General features: G+C 74.0%; 18 protein-coding genes. 6 read left to right on the forward strand and 12 right to left on the reverse strand.

The window, feature by feature from the left end; all coding sequences use genetic code 11:
- Positions 1–30 precede the first annotated feature (30 nt).
- Positions 31–333 carry a zf-HC2 domain-containing protein gene (locus tag BJ983_RS11730; protein ID WP_179793951.1) on the reverse strand — a complete coding sequence of 101 codons (303 nt, stop codon included), beginning with the start codon at positions 331–333 and terminating at the stop codon, positions 31–33.
- A gap of 72 nt (positions 334–405) precedes the next feature.
- Between BJ983_RS11730 and BJ983_RS11735 the strand changes: the two genes are divergently transcribed.
- The 3 genes from BJ983_RS11735 (at position 406) to BJ983_RS11745 (ending at position 2,436) form a co-directional block, all read left to right on the forward strand.
- The gene (locus tag BJ983_RS11735) at positions 406–1,110 is read left to right on the forward strand and encodes a DUF5134 domain-containing protein (protein ID WP_179793952.1); all 705 of its coding nucleotides are present in this window, start codon (positions 406–408) and stop codon (positions 1,108–1,110) included.
- An 88-nt stretch (positions 1,111–1,198) separates the two neighbouring features.
- Positions 1,199–1,759, forward strand: coding sequence for a sigma-70 family RNA polymerase sigma factor (locus BJ983_RS11740; protein ID WP_179793953.1), 561 nt, complete (start codon positions 1,199–1,201; stop codon positions 1,757–1,759).
- Positions 1,756–2,436, forward strand: a complete 681-nt coding sequence (locus BJ983_RS11745; protein WP_179793954.1) for a zf-HC2 domain-containing protein — start codon at positions 1,756–1,758, stop codon at positions 2,434–2,436. The genes BJ983_RS11740 and BJ983_RS11745 overlap by 4 nt, the downstream gene beginning before the upstream one ends.
- On the opposite strand, the gene BJ983_RS11750 is transcribed toward BJ983_RS11745, so the two are convergent.
- Positions 2,433–3,779, reverse strand: a complete 1,347-nt coding sequence (locus BJ983_RS11750) for a PepSY-associated TM helix domain-containing protein (RefSeq protein WP_343054042.1) — start codon at positions 3,777–3,779, stop codon at positions 2,433–2,435. The genes BJ983_RS11745 and BJ983_RS11750 overlap by 4 nt on opposite strands.
- Positions 3,780–4,024: 245 nt before the next feature.
- Between BJ983_RS11750 and nicT the strand changes: the two genes are divergently transcribed.
- Entirely contained in the window at positions 4,025–5,113 is a 1,089-nt protein-coding gene (gene nicT / locus BJ983_RS11755; protein WP_179797703.1) for a Nickel transporter NicT, read from the forward strand.
- Here nicT and cobF read toward each other — a convergent pair.
- From cobF to BJ983_RS11790, 7 genes are all read right to left on the reverse strand, one after another.
- Complete coding sequence (gene cobF, locus BJ983_RS11760; protein ID WP_179793956.1) at positions 5,096–5,860, reverse strand: precorrin-6A synthase (deacetylating); 765 nt, start codon at positions 5,858–5,860, stop codon at positions 5,096–5,098. The genes nicT and cobF overlap by 18 nt on opposite strands.
- Positions 5,857–6,441 (reverse strand): HhH-GPD-type base excision DNA repair protein, encoded by a 585-nt coding sequence (locus BJ983_RS11765; RefSeq protein WP_179793957.1) that lies wholly within the window; start codon positions 6,439–6,441, stop codon positions 5,857–5,859. The genes cobF and BJ983_RS11765 overlap by 4 nt, the downstream gene beginning before the upstream one ends.
- A gap of 5 nt (positions 6,442–6,446) precedes the next feature.
- Positions 6,447–6,974, reverse strand: a complete 528-nt coding sequence (locus BJ983_RS30800) for a GNAT family N-acetyltransferase (RefSeq protein ID WP_179793958.1) — start codon at positions 6,972–6,974, stop codon at positions 6,447–6,449.
- A 358-nt stretch (positions 6,975–7,332) separates the two neighbouring features.
- Positions 7,333–8,082 (reverse strand): DUF1365 family protein, encoded by a 750-nt coding sequence (locus BJ983_RS11775; RefSeq protein WP_179793959.1) that lies wholly within the window; start codon positions 8,080–8,082, stop codon positions 7,333–7,335.
- Positions 8,079–9,323 carry an FAD-dependent oxidoreductase gene (locus tag BJ983_RS11780; RefSeq protein WP_179793960.1) on the reverse strand — a complete coding sequence of 415 codons (1,245 nt, stop codon included), beginning with the start codon at positions 9,321–9,323 and terminating at the stop codon, positions 8,079–8,081. Before BJ983_RS11780 ends, BJ983_RS11775 begins: the two co-directional genes overlap by 4 nt.
- Positions 9,324–9,333: 10 nt before the next feature.
- Positions 9,334–10,044: an alpha/beta fold hydrolase gene (locus BJ983_RS11785; protein WP_343054043.1), complete on the reverse strand. Its 711-nt coding sequence runs from the start codon at positions 10,042–10,044 to the stop codon at positions 9,334–9,336.
- 56 nt (positions 10,045–10,100) lie between these two features.
- Positions 10,101–11,042: an ADP-ribosylglycohydrolase family protein gene (locus tag BJ983_RS11790; protein ID WP_218890234.1), complete on the reverse strand. Its 942-nt coding sequence runs from the start codon at positions 11,040–11,042 to the stop codon at positions 10,101–10,103.
- Positions 11,043–11,109: 67 nt separating this feature from the next.
- Here BJ983_RS11790 and BJ983_RS11795 point away from each other — a divergent pair, with 67 nt between their 5' ends.
- Both BJ983_RS11795 and BJ983_RS11800 read left to right on the forward strand, forming a co-directional pair.
- A complete protein-coding gene (locus BJ983_RS11795; RefSeq protein WP_218890235.1) occupies positions 11,110–11,796 on the forward strand; it encodes an NrtR DNA-binding winged helix domain-containing protein in 687 nt (228 codons plus the stop codon).
- Complete coding sequence (locus BJ983_RS11800) at positions 11,796–12,257, forward strand: peroxiredoxin (protein ID WP_179793961.1); 462 nt, start codon at positions 11,796–11,798, stop codon at positions 12,255–12,257. The genes BJ983_RS11795 and BJ983_RS11800 overlap by 1 nt, the downstream gene beginning before the upstream one ends.
- A gap of 80 nt (positions 12,258–12,337) precedes the next feature.
- Here the strand turns inward: BJ983_RS11800 and BJ983_RS11805 are convergent, their stop codons facing one another.
- The 3 genes from BJ983_RS11805 to BJ983_RS11815 are packed head-to-tail and all read right to left on the reverse strand — an operon-like array spanning position 12,338 to position 14,924.
- Positions 12,338–12,739: a TIGR03618 family F420-dependent PPOX class oxidoreductase gene (locus tag BJ983_RS11805; RefSeq protein WP_179793962.1), complete on the reverse strand. Its 402-nt coding sequence runs from the start codon at positions 12,737–12,739 to the stop codon at positions 12,338–12,340.
- A gap of 11 nt (positions 12,740–12,750) precedes the next feature.
- A complete protein-coding gene (locus tag BJ983_RS11810; RefSeq protein ID WP_179793963.1) occupies positions 12,751–13,575 on the reverse strand; it encodes a DUF1295 domain-containing protein in 825 nt (274 codons plus the stop codon).
- The gene (locus BJ983_RS11815) at positions 13,572–14,924 is read right to left on the reverse strand and encodes an SAM-dependent methyltransferase (protein WP_218890236.1); all 1,353 of its coding nucleotides are present in this window, start codon (positions 14,922–14,924) and stop codon (positions 13,572–13,574) included. Before BJ983_RS11815 ends, BJ983_RS11810 begins: the two co-directional genes overlap by 4 nt.
- Between the last annotated feature and the right edge of the window lie 131 nt (positions 14,925–15,055).

Here is a 15,055-nt window from a genome sequence, read left to right on the forward strand (position 1 = left end):
TGCGACCGGCCGACACGTGCGATCGCGCCGTCACGCCACCTGCGGCGCGCAGCGGCAGGACCGGCCCTGCTGACAGCCGCACCCGCAGGTCGCGGCGCACCCGCAGGCCGCGCCCGACAGCGCCGCCTCCGGGCCGAGGATCGCGGTGGATAGGTCCGGGGCGGGGTCCGCGGGTCCGGTCCGCACGCGCCGGGTGACGACCGCGGCCAGCTCGGCCCAGGTCCGGCACGCCGCGCACCCCTGCCGGTGCTCCTCGGCCCGCGCGGACTCCCGTGCGCCCGCCTCGCCGTCGAGCCCGGCGGAGATCGCCTCACGGCATCGCTCGCAGTCCACGACCGTCAGGTCGTCGACGGGTGCGCCGGAGTTCCCGGGAACCGCGGCGGCCGCCGGGACGACTCCCCTGTCGTGTTCTCCCCCGTCGTCACCCTGCTGCTGTCGGTGGTCTTCCTCCTCACCGGAGGGTGGTCGCTCGTCCGGCTCGCCGAACTGATCGCGACCGGCGACCACGGCGGCAGTCGGGTCGCCGAGCTCGCCCACCTGCTGATGAGCCTCGCCATGCTCGCCATGACGTGGGGCGTGACCGGAGGCCCGACCACGCCCGGTGCGGTGCTCCAGATCCTCGTGTTCACCGTGCTCACCGCGTGGTTCGTCCGGCGCGTCCTGCTGCCCCCGCCGGGCCACCGGCGCCTCGTCGAGGGCTACCACGCCGCGATGTGCGCCGCGATGGTGTGGATGGTCGCGGCGATGCCCCAGATCATGGGCACCTCGATGTCCGGCGACGGCGGGGGCGGTCACCACCACGGCGGGTCCGGCCCCGTGGCGACGATGGTCCCGGTCGTCACGCCGGGGTGGGTCACGGGTCTGACGTGGGCCTTCGCCGTCGTCTCGCTCGCCGCGGCCGCCTCCTGGCTGCTCCGGGTGGTGCGGCCGGTCGTCGGGCGGGGGTGCGGCCCGGTGCCCGGGGGTGTTCCCGACGCCGGGTCGGGTCCGGTCGCGGTGGCGACCCGCCCGGCGGTCATGTCGGTGCGCGCGGCGATCGCGCCGCGGCTCGACGCCGGGTGCCACCTGCTGATGAGCGCCGGGATGGCCGTCATGCTGCTGGTGATGTGAGCCCGTCGTCGGCGCGGGCCCGCCGCCCGCGCCCTGCTGCGAGGGTCCTCACGGTGCGGCGGGAGGGGGCCCGGCTACCGTGCGGAGCGTGGACGACGCCGCGGTGACCCGGGCCGCCGAGCTCGCCCGGGACGGCGACCGGGCCGCCGCCGCACGCTTCGTCGAGCTCACCCAGCAGCAGGTCTGGCGGCTCCTCGTCCACCTCTCCGACCGGGGCGTCGCCCAGGACCTCGCGCAGGAGACCTACGAGCGGGCGTTCCGGTCGCTGCCCGGCTTCCGGGGCGAGGCGCCGGCCCGGACCTGGCTGCTCTCCATCGCCCGCCGCGTCGCGGCCGACCACCTGCGCCACACCGCCCGCCGCCCCGCCCGACCCGCCGAGCTGCACGACGCCGACGAACCCGTCGGGCGGACGCGGCACGGCGACGTCGCCGAGGGCGTGGTGCTGCGCGCGGCGGTGGACGCCCTCGACCCCGACCGGCGCGAGGCGTTCGTCCTCACCCAGGTCGTGGGGCTCGGCTACGCCGAGGCGGCCGCCGTGTGCGACTGCCCGATCGGCACGATCCGCTCCCGGGTCGCGCGGGCCCGCGCCGACCTGGTCGACGCGCTTGCCGCCGACCCCGGCGGTGTGGCGCGGGAGACCCGGGGATGACCTGCGAGGACTGCCGCGAGGAGATCTCGGCCGACCTCGACGGCGAGAGCGACGCCGACGGCCGCGCCGCGATCGAGGCCCATCTCGCGGTCTGCCCGGCGTGCCGCGCCTGGCGGGAGGGCGCCGCCGTCGTCACGCGGTCCGTGCGCACCGCACCCGCCGATCCCGGCCCCGACCTCGTCGCGCTGGTGCTGCCCGCCGCACCACCACGCCGCACCGGTCCCCGCGCGGCCCGCGTCGGGCTCGCCGTCGTCGGCGTCGTACAGCTGGCCCTCGGGGCGCTGGCGCTCACCGGCACCACCGGGCACTCCGACGCCGCCATGCTGGGCGCGGACATGGCGCACATGGGACACGAGTCCGCTGCCTGGAACCTCGCGCTCGGCGTCGCCTTCGTCGCCGGCGCGTGGTGGGTCCGGCACGTCGCGGGGCTCCTGCCGGTGCTCGGCGCCTTCATCCTCGTGCTCGGCACGCTCAGCACGGTCGACCTGCTCGCGGGCCGGGTCGAGCCCGTGCGCATCCTCGCCCACGGCCTCGTCGTCGTCGGGTTCGTGCTCACCCTCTACCTCGGACGTCAGCCGACCCCGGCGCCGCGGCCGGCAGCCGACCGGCCGCCGTCGCGCGCTCCCGGCGGCCGCGAGCGCCTGCCCGACCACCCCCGGCGTCGGGACGCCGCCTAGCTCGCGCGCGACCGCCGGTACTCCTGCCACAGGGCGTCCCCGAGCAGGAAGAGCAGCAGCGACGCCCCGAGCACGGGGAGGAACACCCCGAGCACCACCGCCGCGAGGCCGACGACGGCGACCGCCGCCACGCCGGGCCGCTCCGTCCCGCCCGGAGCCGTGGCGCCGGAGCGGGTGGGGCGGCGGAGCCACCACATCCGGTAGCCCCAGACCACCACGACGATGATCCCGAGGGCGAGGGCGATCAGCAGGAGCTGGTTCGCGACGCCGAAGAGGATGCCCATGTGCGCGCTGATGCCGATCTCGGCGAGCTTCGCCGCGACCGGCCAGTCCGCGTAGCGGATGGTCTCGAGCACCGTTCCCGACGACGGGTCCACCGCCATCGAGTCCTGCTTCAGCGGCCAGGACCGCTGCACCTGCGCGACCGTCCACGCCTGACCCGCCTCCTCGGGCGGCGTGATCGCGACGGGGTCGGTCATCCCCGCCGCCCGGGCGGCGGCGAGGACCCGCTCGGCGGCCTCTCCGGTCGGCGCCGGGACGGACGCGGCCGGCAGCTCCGCCGACACCGACGGCGTCGTCCAGTCCAGCGCGGTGCGCAGGGCCGACACGTTCGTTCCCGCGAACTGCGACCACGTCAGGCCCGTCGCCGACAGCCCGAGCATCCCGATCGCCGCCCACAGCCCCACCGAGCCGTGCCAGGAACGGACGCGCGCCCGGCCCCGCGCCGACGCCTCGGGCAGCAGGGTGCGACGCAGGCGGGAGCGGCGACGGCGGCGCACCACCCAGAGCACGAGCCCGGACACGGCGAGCACCCACAGCCAGCTCGCCGCGAGCTCGGAGTACACCCGGCCGACCTCGCCGAGATGCAGGTTCCGGTGCAGCGTGTCGATCCAGGCCCGGGTCGGGAGCCACTCGCCGAAGGTGTCGAGCACCGCGCGGACCTGACCGGTGTGCGGGTCGACGAACGCGGTGCGCGCGTCGTCCTCGGCCACACCCGGGGAGTCGAACCCGACCCGCGTGGTGGCCGTCGGCGTGGCGGCCGGCCGGATCGAGGTGAGCGTGCCGTCCGGCACCGCCGCCGCGGCCGCCGCCACCTGGGTCCGCAGGTCCACGGCGGTCGTCGCGGCCGGGACCGTCAGCGCGTCGCGGTAGAGCAGCTGGTCGAGCTGCGGGGTGATCGTGTAGATCAGCCCGGTCACGGCGGCGACCAGGATGAACGGCCCCACGAACAGCCCGACGTGGAAGTGCAGGCGCACGAGCAGCGGCCGCAGCCCGGCCCGGATTCCCCGGGCGGCGGGCGGGTCGGCGGCGGGTGCGGGAGCGGCGTCGAGGGTGTCGGACACGGGAGGACAGTCGCCCACGGAGCGGTGGCGGTTCCCGACACTCCCGACATTCGCGCCCGCTCGTCGGGCCTGCCGGGACGGGCAGGGGCCGACCGGGTGAAGCGGGCCCGATTTTCCGGACACCGCGCACCCGACGTGTCGTTGCCGGACATGGTCAGCTGCAGGAAGGTTGCACCTGTGACCCGGACGGGGGACTCTCCCGGCTCGTGACCGCCACCGCCCCCACCCGTCCGCGTCGCTTCGCGATGTCGCGGCCGGAGAAACGCTCCGTCGTCGGGATGACCGCCGTCGTGCTCCTGCTGCACGTCGTCGGCTGGGGCGTGCTGGCGGTGTTCATCGCGCCGAACGACTACGACCTCGGCGATGCCGGGGTCTTCGGCCTGGGCCTCGGCCTGACCGCCTACCTGCTCGGCATGCGGCACGCGTTCGACGCGGATCACATCGCGGCGATCGACAACACGACGCGGAAGCTGCTGGCGGATCGGAGTGACGACGAGACCCGGCCCCGGCCGCTCACGGTCGGGTTCTGGTTCTCCCTCGGCCACTCGACGATCGTGTTCGTCCTCGTCCTGCTGCTCGGCCTCGGCGTCCGCGCGGTCGCCTCCGAGATCGGCGACGACGACTCGCCGCTCAAGGTGATCGGCGGGCTGATCGGCACCGCGGTGAGTGGCGTCTTCCTCGTGCTCATCGGCGTGATCAACCTCGTCGTGCTGATCGGGATCGTGCGGATCTTCCGGCGGATGCGGCACGGCGACTACGACGAGGCCGAGCTCGAGCGCCACCTCGACGAGCGCGGCTTCATGAACCGCTTCCTCGGGCGGGTGACCAAGGCCGTGCGCCGGCCCGGGCACATGTACCCGGTGGGCGTGCTGTTCGGCCTGGGCTTCGACACCGCGACCGAGGTGTCCCTGCTGGTCCTCGCCGGGGGCGCCGCGGCCGCGACGCTCCCCTGGTGGGCCGTGCTCGTCCTGCCGATCCTCTTCGCGGCGGGGATGAGCCTGTTCGACGCCCTCGACGGCGCCTTCATGTGCTTCGCCTACGGCTGGGCCTTCATGCGCCCGGTGCGCAAGGTCTTCTACAACATCACGATCACGTCGTTGTCGGTGGTCGTCGCGCTGGTGATCGGCCTGATCGAGCTGATCTCCATCCTCACCGACCAGCTCGACATCGAGACCGGGCCGCTCGCGTGGATCGCGAACCTGCCCCTCGACGACGTCGGGTTCTGGATCGTCGGGCTCTTCGTCCTCGCCTGGGCCGTCGCCCTCGCCGCGTGGCGGTTCGGACGCGTGGAGGAGCGCTGGGAGAAGGGCCTGAAGTCAGTCCCGGCGGACTAGGTAGGTGTCCATGATCCAGCCCTTGCGCTCCCGCAGCTCGGCGCGCGTGGACAGGATCTCGCCGCGGACGTCCCCCAGCCGCCCGCTGATCAGCGTCTCGTCGGACGTGCCGAGGTAGGCGCCCCAGTAGACGGTCGCGTCGTCCTCCACCGCGTCGACGGCGTGCTGGTCGGCCCCGTCGAGCATGACGACGAGGTCGGCCCGCTCGGCGGGCGTTCCCGCGATGACCTGCCGCGCGGGGGTGACGACGGCGGGGCGCCCGGTGCGCGTCATCGTCACCCGGTGCGCGGCGGTGAGGGCCGAGGGGGCCGAGATCCCGGGGATCACGGTCCACTCGATCGCGACGTTCCCGCGTTCGACGATCCGCTCCACGGTGTCCACCGTGCCGTCGTAGATGCCCGGGTCGCCCCAGGCGAGCAGGGCGACGGACCCGCCGTCGGGGACCTCGGTCGAGATCAGCTCCTCGTAGAGCGCGAGGCGCGCGTCGCGCCACTCCTGCGTGGTCTGCAGGTAGCGGCCCTCCTCGGTGGTGCCACGCTCGCGGTGGGCGTCCTGACGACGGACGATGCGCGCCTGGGGCGCGAAGCGCTCGGCGATCGTGGTCCGGGCGTCGGTGAGCTCGTCGGCGGCGCCCCGCTTGTGCAGCAGCAGCACGACGTCGACCGACTCCAGGGCCTCGACGGCGTCGAGCGTGAGGTGGCCGGGCGAGCCCGCCCCGATCCCGACGACGTGGACGGTGCGACTCACGCCTCGGCCTTGGCGGCCTTGGCGGCCTTCTTCTGCGCCTGCTTGAAGTCCCGGACCTCGGCGAGCGTGGTCTGGTCCACCACATCGGCGATTGATCGCCGGGAACCCTCGTCGCCGTAGTTCCCGGCCGCCTCGCGCCAGCCGTCGGCCTCGAGGCCGAGCTGCTTGCCGAGCAGGGCGGTGAAGATCTGGGCCTTCATCGTGCCCCAGCCGGGCAGGGCGTTGAGCCGCTTGAACACGTCGCGGCCGTCGGCGGCCTCGGTCCAGATCCGGGTGACGTCGCCGCTGTAGTCCTCGACGATCGTGCGGCAGATCGCCTGCACGCGCTCGGCCATGGACTTCGGGTAGCGGTGGACCGCCGGCGGGCCGGTGAAGGCGGCGACGAGTTCGTCGTGGTCGTACTCCGCGATCTTCTCGGCCGTGAGCTCGCCGATCCGCTCGGTCAGCAGGGCCGGCCCGGCGAACGCGCGCTCCATCGGGAACTGCTGGTCGAGCACCATCCCGATGAGCAGCGCGAGCGGGTTCTGCGAGAGGACCTCGTCGGCCTCCGGGTCCTGGGCGAGGGTCAGCTGCGGTGCCACGTCGCTCAGCCTAGGGGCTTGCGCAGGACCGCGAACCGGAAGTCGTCGCCGCGCGGGAACCCGACGCCGGGCTCGCCGTACGGGAACGGCTTCGTCTCCCCCGTGCGCACGTAGCCCCGCCGCTCGTACCAGGCGATCAGCTCGGCGCGCCGGTCGATGACGTAGAGCTCCATCGTCGTCGCGCCCGCCGTGCGCGCGTACTCCTCGGCGGCGGCCTGCAGTGCCTTGCCCAGCCCCGAGCCCTGTTGGTCCGGACGGACCGCGAACATCCCGAACGACGCGACCTCCTCGCCGGCCCGGTGGGTCACGGCGCAACACCCGTCGTGGTCGCCGGCCACCAGGACGTGGATGCCGGGGTCGGCGAGGTCGGCCGCCAGCAGCTCCCGGGTGGTGCGCGGCCCGTCGATCAGCTCCGCCTCGGTGGTCCAGCCGACCTGTCCACCCTCCCCGCGATATGCGGCGTGGACGAGTTCGAGGAGGGCGTCGGCGTCCTCGGCGACGGCGGGACGGATCGTGAGCGGGGCACTGGTCACGGCGTGCAGTCTGCGCCCGACGCCCGGACGAGGTCACGGGCGGAATCGCGTCGCGTGCCGCACACCGGTCAGTGGCCCGGGCGATCGGGAGGGGCGCTCCGCCCCCGCGCGTCGCGCACAGGGTGTCGCGATCCCGCGATTCCACGAGGTGCACACCAGGCATCCCGAGGAGCCCGTGAACCTGCCCCACGTCACTCTCGCGAACGCCGCGCCCGCTGGCTCGTCCGCGAGAGTGACACCAGGCAGCCCCGACAGCCCGCCGACCTGCCCCACGTACACCTCGCGCCGGGGGCGGCACGCCGCCGGACCTCGCCCCACCGTGTGCGCGACGCAATGCGCACCCGTCGTCGGGACGGCGTCAGACCCGCTCGAGCTGCCCGAGACCGCGGTCGACGTCGGCGGGGGTCCGCCCGATCACCGGGAGCCCCCGCAGGTAGAGCGCGATCCCCCGGCGACGGATGGCGAGCGAGACCCGGTGGGTGACGAACGGGTGCCGCAGCACCGCGCGCAGCACCACGCGGCGGGTCGCCGCGCGCCTCGTCCCGCGCATGGTCGCGACGAAGGCCGTCGCGAGCCCGCCGTCGGGACCCTCGCGGCGGAGCACCACCGTGGCCGACAGCGTCTCCCCCGGCTCGGGCACCTTCATCCGGTACTCGCCGTCGACGGGGAAGAACGGGGAGACGTAGAAATCCTTGTCCACGCGCGCCCGGCCGGCGTCGTCGACGTCGAGCAGGTAGTGGTGCCGCCCGCCGTAGGTGTTGTGGACCTCCGCGACCACGGCGCTCAACGAGCCCGTCGACGAGTAGGCCCAGTAGAGCGAGATCGGGTTGAAGACGTACCCGAACGTCCGGGGGTGGGCGAGCATCAGCACGCGGGCCGGGCGCTCCCGACCCTGCGCCGCGAGGAACGCGTCGAGGTTCTCGCGGATGGAGCGGGCGGGATCACCGAGGTGGTCGGCGCCCCGGAACGAGACCCCCGCGGCCCGGAGGAGACGACCCCGCGGCAGGTCGTCCAGGTCCACCAGCCACAGGTACATGCGGTGGGTGAAGGCGTCCTCGAGCGTCTGCGACCGTCGGTGGTCGACCAGCACCTCGTAGAGGGAGGTCACCACGCCACCCCGAGCGAGGCCGCCGCGCGCACGCCCGAGGCGCAGCCGTCCTCGTGGAACCCCCAGCCGTGGTACGCGCCGGCGAAGGCGATCCGGCCGTCGTTCAGGCCCGGCAGCTGCTTCTGCGCCGCCACCGAGGCCGGGGTGTAGGCCGGGTGCTCGTAGTCCATCCGCGCGATGACCGTCGAGGGGTCGACGCGGTCGGTCGCGTTCAGGGTCACGACGTAGGTCTCGGGGGTCTCGAGCCGCATGAGGCGGGACATGTCGTAGCTGACCAGCACGCGGTCCTCGCCCGGGACGCGCAGCAGGTTCCACGACGCCCGCGCGGCCGGGGCCTTCGGCAGGATCGACGTGTCGGTGTGCAGCCAGGTCTCGTTGGCCGAGTACTCGAAGGCGCCGAGCACGGCCTGCTCGGCGGACGTCGGGGCGGCGAGCATCGACAGCGCGGTGGGCGCGTGGGTGGCGATCACGACGCGGTCGAACGGGTGCGCCACGTCCGCGTCGTCCCGGACCTCGAAGCCCTCGCCGACGCGGGCGACGGCGCGCACCGGCGTCGACACCTCCACCGCCGACAGTCCCTTCGCGGCCTTCTCGACGTAGCGGGCCGATCCGCCGACCACGGTCTTCCACTGGTGCGACCCGCTGACCGAGAGCAGCCCGTGGTTCGCGAGGAACGCGAACAGGTAGCGCGCCGGGTACTGCATCGACAGCTCCGCACCGGACGACCAGACCGCCGAGACCACCGGCACCGCGAACGTGTCGACGAAGTACCGGGAGAAGCGGTTCGTCCGCAGGAACTCGCCGAACGTGACCTCCTCGGCGAGCTCGGTGTGTCCGTCGAGCACCCGCCGGGCGGCACGGTGGAAGCGCAGCACCTCGGCGAGCATCGCGAGGTGGCGCGGGTTCGCGAGGTTGCGCCGCTGCGCGAAGAGACCGGCCGCACCGCGTGCCCCGGCGTACTCCAGGCCGGTCGCGTCGTCGCGCACGCTCATCGACATCTCGGAGTCCTGCGTGGCCACGCCGAGCTCACCGAACAGGCGGATGAGGTTCGGGTAGGTCGCGTGGTTGTGGACGATGAAGCCCGAGTCGACGCTGACGTCCGGCAGGTCGTGGGTGTGCGCGTGCCCACCGAGGCGCGACTCGGCCTCGAAGAGCGTGACGTCGTGCGCGCGCTGCAGGACGTAGGCGGCCGTCAGGCCGGACACACCGGCCCCGATCACGGCGACGCGTTCCCGGGACACGGGCGACTCCTCAGACGGTCGGGGCGGAGAGCGGGACGGACAGGCCCTCGGGGGCACCGGCCGCCATCGCGTTCGCGACGGCGGGCTCGAACGGTTCGAGGCCGAGTGCGGCCAGCGCGAACCGTGCGGTCAGCCGGTGCCAGTCCCCCGCCCGACGCAGCATCGCGTGGCCGTCGCCGTGCACGTCGAACCGGGCCACCCGGTCGCTGACCGTCGACACCTGCCGCGCGAACCACAACGAGGAGCGCGGGTCGGTCATGCGCTCGCGGTCGCCGTGCGCGACGAGCAGCGTCTGCCCCCGCAGGTGCTCCCACGGCTCGTTCCGCTCGATCCACGGCGCCAGCGCGGCGATCCCGACGACGTTCGGGTCGTCCCCCACCCGCAGCGCGGCCCGCGCACCCATGGAGTGGCCGACGAGCACCACCCGCACGTCCGCACCGTGACGGCGGCGCAGCTCGTCGAGGGCCCAGCGGGCGTCGACGACCGGGTCGAGGTCGGGCGCGTTCCAGCCCCGGACGCGGTAGCGCAGCAGCTGGGTGTCCACCCCGCGCCGCGCCCCGACCCGGGCCACGGCCTGCCCGAACGGCACCATCCGCACGTGGGAGAGCAGGAACCCGCCGGCGCCCTGGTGCCCGTCGGGCCGCCCACCGTGGAGCACGAGGACGGCACCGGCACGGCCGTCCCCGTGCGGGGACGCGGCTTCGAGGCGAGGAAGGCTCACTCCCCCATCTTCGGCCCCTTCCTGACGCCGGGTCGGTGCCGGTGGTGAGGGTCGGATCACGGTTGCGGGCGGGTGGCGGCCGTGGCGAGGTCGGCCAGGTCCGCGGCGCGCAGCCCGGGCCAGCCGTGCACCCGGTCGCGCCACTCCGCCCGCAGCGACGACCCGCCGTGCGCGGCCCCGAGCAGCGCCCCGGCGATCGCGGCGACCGTGTCGGTGTCCCCGCCGCCGCGGACCGCCGCGAACAGACCGTCCTCGGTGTCCGAGGCCTGCGCCACGGCCGCCCACGCCCCCTGCAGCGCGGCGACCACCCAGCCGTTGTGCGACGCATAGGCCGCGGGGCCGAGCCGGGCCGCCTCCTCGAGACGGGGGATCCAGTGCCGGGCGGAGTCGTCGCGCAGGTGGTGGATCCGGGCCGCGACGTCGGGCCCGCCGGTGTGGATCGCCGCGTCGATCGCCAGGCACCAGATCGCGCAGGCCTCCCCCGCCTCCGGGTCCCAGTGCGTCAGCACGCTCACCGCCGTCGCGGCCTCGACGATCGCGACCGGGTCACCGAGGTGGGCGAGGGCGACGGGGGCCGTCCGCATCAACGACCCGTTGCCGCCGCTGCGCCCGGTCCGCCGGTGCAGCTCGAGCGCGCGCCGCCGCAGCCGGTCCGCCGAGCCCGGTCCCGGCTCCTGCCCGCGGAGCACCGACGCGGTCTGCGTGCCGATGTCCGCGGGCCCCTGCCGGTACCACCCGATGAACCCGTCGGCGATCGCGTCCAGGGCCTCATCGCTGCGCAGGTCCGCCCCGGTCGCGGCGACGCGGGCGATCACCGACGCCATCTCGGTGTCGTCGCTCCACTGGCCGGGTGCGTACCCGCCGAGGCCGCCGCCGAGCATCGCGGGCTCGCCGTCGAGGCGCCGGGAGCCGTACTCGTAGGGGACGCCGAGCGCGTCCCCGACGGCGCCGCCCTGCAACGTCCCGATGATGCGGTCCACGTGCTGCTCCAGCGTCATCGGCGTCTCCATTAGCTCGTTCCTGCGCTAATCGAGATAAGAGCACGTCTGCGCTAACCTGTCCAGCGTGTGGCGCGACGAGACCGGCCGGAGCCTGGCGGACTACCCGCACCCGTCGGTCGCGGTCGACGTCGCCCTGCTGACCGTGGTCGACGGCGCGCTGCACGTCGCCCTGCACCGCCGCGCGGGACACGCGGCGGGCGAGCTCGCGCTGCCCGGGACGTTCGTGCGGATCGACGAGACCCTCGCCGCCGCCGCCCTGCGGGCCCTGCGCGAGCACCTCGGCGTCAGCGGTCGCTCCCCCGAACAGCTGCGCGTGTTCGACGACCCCGCACGCGACGACCGCGGCCGGGTCCTCGCCGTGGCCCACGTGGACCTGGTCGACGCGGAGATGCTGCCCACCGGTACGGAGACCGCCGCGGTCGACCGGTGCCCGACGCTCGCCTTCGACCACGACGCGATGGTCGCCGCGGCGGCCGAGCACGTCCGGGCCCGGCACCGCCGCGGGCCGGACCCCGCGGGCCTGCTCGGTCGGGCGTTCACGCTGGCCGAGCTGCAGGGCCTGCACGAGGCCGTGCTGGGCGGGCCGCTGCCGAAGGACACCTTCCGCCGGCACGTGCTCGCCCACCTGGAGCCGACCGGCGAGGTCCGCACGGGCACCGTCGGGAAGCCGGCCCGGCTCTACCGACGAACCGCACCGGGGGTCCGGACGAACGCGCACGGACACCAGCCGTCACGAAGGGGAACCCACTGATGAAGGCCGGAGACACCGCGCCCGACTTCTCGCTCGCCGACGACACCGGGGCCACCCGGACACTGTCGGAGCTGCTGACGAACGGGCCCGTGGTCCTGTTCTTCTACCCGCTCGCCAGCTCGGGCGGCTGCACTCAGGAGAGCTGCCACTTCCGGGACCTGGCGACGGAGTTCGCCGAGGTCGGGGCCCAGCGCGTGGGGATCAGCGCGGACTCGGTGGAGAAGCAGCACACGTTCTCCCAGGCGAACTCGTTCGACTACCCGCTGCTCTCGGACCCGAAGGGCGAGGTCGCGAAGAAGTTCGACGCCAAGCGCTCGTGGCTGCCGGTGCTGCCGATCAAGCGGAAGACCTTCGTCATCGACACCGACCGCACGGTGCTCGAGGTGATCACCGGCGAGATGAAGTTCGACGAGCACGCCGACTCCGCGCTGACGGTCCTGCGCAAGCGTCGCGAGAACTGAGTCCCACCCGTCCTGAGCGAAGGGCCCCCTCGGTCGAGTAGGCCGACCGAAGGGGCCCTTCGTTCGTTCCGGGACGAGCCTCAGCCGAACGGCGCGTGGATCGAGTCGGCGGCGATCCGCAGGATCACCCGCGTCTCGTCGGGGTTCCCGGAGAAGTTCGGGTAGGGCCGGCCGAGGTAGCGCTGGGAGAGCTCCTCGATGTGCTCCCTGCCGCCCTCGGTCGTCGTCTCCACCACGCGGCCGCGGATGCCGTAGTAGCGGGCCGGCTGGTCGGGGTCGGCCACGTTCAGCGCCACGCGCGGGTCGCGGGCCACGTTGCGGGCCTTCTGCATGCCGCCGACGACGTTGACCACGACGTGCTTGCCGTCGGTGTCGACCCACGTCTCGGTCATCTGCGGCGAGCCGTCGGGCATGAGCGTGGCGATGAAGCACGGCGCGGGGCGGCGCAGCAGCTCGACGAGGGCATCGGGCAGGGCGGTCACGGGCGGACTCCTCAGGTGGCGCGGGCCGGGGCGGAACCGGGCGGCAGCGGGAAGAACCCGCTCGTCCGCTCGACGTACTCGGCGTACCCGGGCCGGTCGGACATCCCCTTCTCGAGGAGCTCCTTGCCGGTCACGTTGATGAGCAGGTAGCTCATGAGCGCCGGCCCGACCACGGTCACGAGGGCGGCCGGGTGCCCGACGGCGACCAGGAAGATGCCCCACCAGACGCAGAAGTCGCCGAAGTAGTTCGGGTGCCGCGTGTAGCGCCAGAGCCCGGAGTCGAGGATCTTCCCCTTGTTGTCGGGGTCCGCCTTGAACCACGCGAGCTGCGCGTCGCCGACCGACTCGAAGAAGAACCCGACCAGCCAGACGAGCGCGCCGACGATCAACAGCACCGACACGGTCGACGGACGCACCATCGCCGCGAGGACCGGGAGCACGACGACGAGCTGCACGCCGGCCTGGGTCAGGTAGACCTTGCGGACGACGGTCCAGGTCGTCGCGCCCGGCGCGTGTCCCTCGCCGAGCATCTCGGTGTAGCGCGGGTCCTCGCCCTTGCCGTGGTTGCGCCAGCCGATGTAGATCGCGAGCCGCAGGCCCCAGATCACCGGGAGGAGCAGCGCGACGAGCCGCACCGTGTCGTTCCCGACCCCCAGCAGACCCGACGTCACGTAGGCCGACGCCGCGATCAGGGCGAAGCCGAGCCCCCACGTCACGTCGACGACCGAGTGCTTCCCCACCGCCCGCGCCACCAGCAGCGTCACCGCGAAGGTCACGACGACGACGCCGACGGCGACCGCCAGCAGGATGCCGGCGGCCGCCCAGTCGAAGCTCATGACCTCGAGGTACCCGCGGGCGCGGATTCCACCGAGGGCTCGAACGTGGCGCGCGTCGCGGGCATCCCGGAGCGACCCGTCGTCGTGGGCCGGGAGAGCAGGATCTGGTCGACGCCCATGCGGTTCTCCTCGAACGCGAGCGCCGCCCCGACGAGGTAGAGCCGCCACATCCGGGCACCGCGCTCCCCGGCCAGTGCCACCGCGCGGTCCCAGTTCGCCTCGAGGGTGGCGATCCACGCGCGGCAGGTCGGCACGTAGTGCTCCCGCATGACGTGCACGTCGCGCACCTCGAGACCCGCCTGCTGGAGCAGCGTGAGGGTGTCGCCGACCGGGCGCATGACCATGTCCGGGGTCACGTAGGTCTCGATGAACGGTCCGCCGCCGGGGTGGTCCCCGGGTCGACGGGACATCTGCTGCACGAGCGCCCGCCCCGCCGGGCGGAGGGCGCCGAACAGGATCGAGGCGAACGTCGGGTAGTTGCCGTCGCCGACGTGCTCGCCCATCTCGATGCTCGACACCGCGTCGAACTCGCCGTAGCCCTCGATGCGGGTCGGTACGTCGCGGTAGTCGACGAGGTCGACCTGCACCCGGTCGGCGAGCCCCTCGGCGCGGATCCGCTGGTTGATGTGGTCGCGCTGCTCGGTCGCGATCGTCACGCCGCGCACGTGGGCCCCGTAGTGCTTGGCGGCGTGGATGGGCAGGGAGCCCCAGCCGCACCCGACGTCGAGCAGGCGCGAGCCCTCCCCCAGCCCGAGCTTGCGGCAGATCAGGTCGAGCTTCGCGTCCTGCGCGGCCACGAGGTTCGCCTCGGTCACGGGCGCCGCGAGGTCGGCCCAGTAGCCCGACGAGTACGCCATGTTCCGGTCGAGGATGAGCTCGTAGAAGTCGTTGCCGGCGTCGTAGTGGTGGTGGATGACCGCCCGGTCGCGCAGCCTGGAGTGCAGCTTCGCGAAGCGCGGCAGCCGGATCGCCTCGGGCGGCGGCGCCGGGCGCGGGCCGAGCAGCCCGAGCCGGGCGGCGCTGCCGAGCAGCCCGGGGAGCTCCGCGACGCCGGGCTTCCGCGGCCGCACCGCGCCGTCCCGCACGAGGCCCCACATCGCGGTGAGGCCCTCCTGCAGGTCGCCCTCGACGTCGAGGTCGCCGGAGACGTAGGCGTGCGCGAGCCCCATCTCGCCCGGCTGCCACAGCAGGCGGCGCAGCGCGCGGCGGTGCTTCAGGACGACGACGGGGGCACCGGACTCGCGGGTCGCGCCGGCCTCGCTGCCGTCCCACGCGCGGATGCGGACCGGCAACGTCCCGTCCACGAACCTGCCCGCCGCGCGGACCACCCGGGTTGCTGCGCCTGCCATCCGTCCTCCAACGCACTCGACGACCTCGGCAGGATCATCGCGGCGCACGCCCGACCGGTTCGGTGTGACGTGCCGCGCCCGACCGGGAGAACTACTCATGCGCGCACGCCGGAGGACAGGACATGATCCGG

Origin of the sequence: Actinomycetospora corticicola (assembly GCF_013409505.1) — a bacterium.
Classification (GTDB): domain Bacteria; phylum Actinomycetota; class Actinomycetes; order Mycobacteriales; family Pseudonocardiaceae; genus Actinomycetospora; species Actinomycetospora corticicola.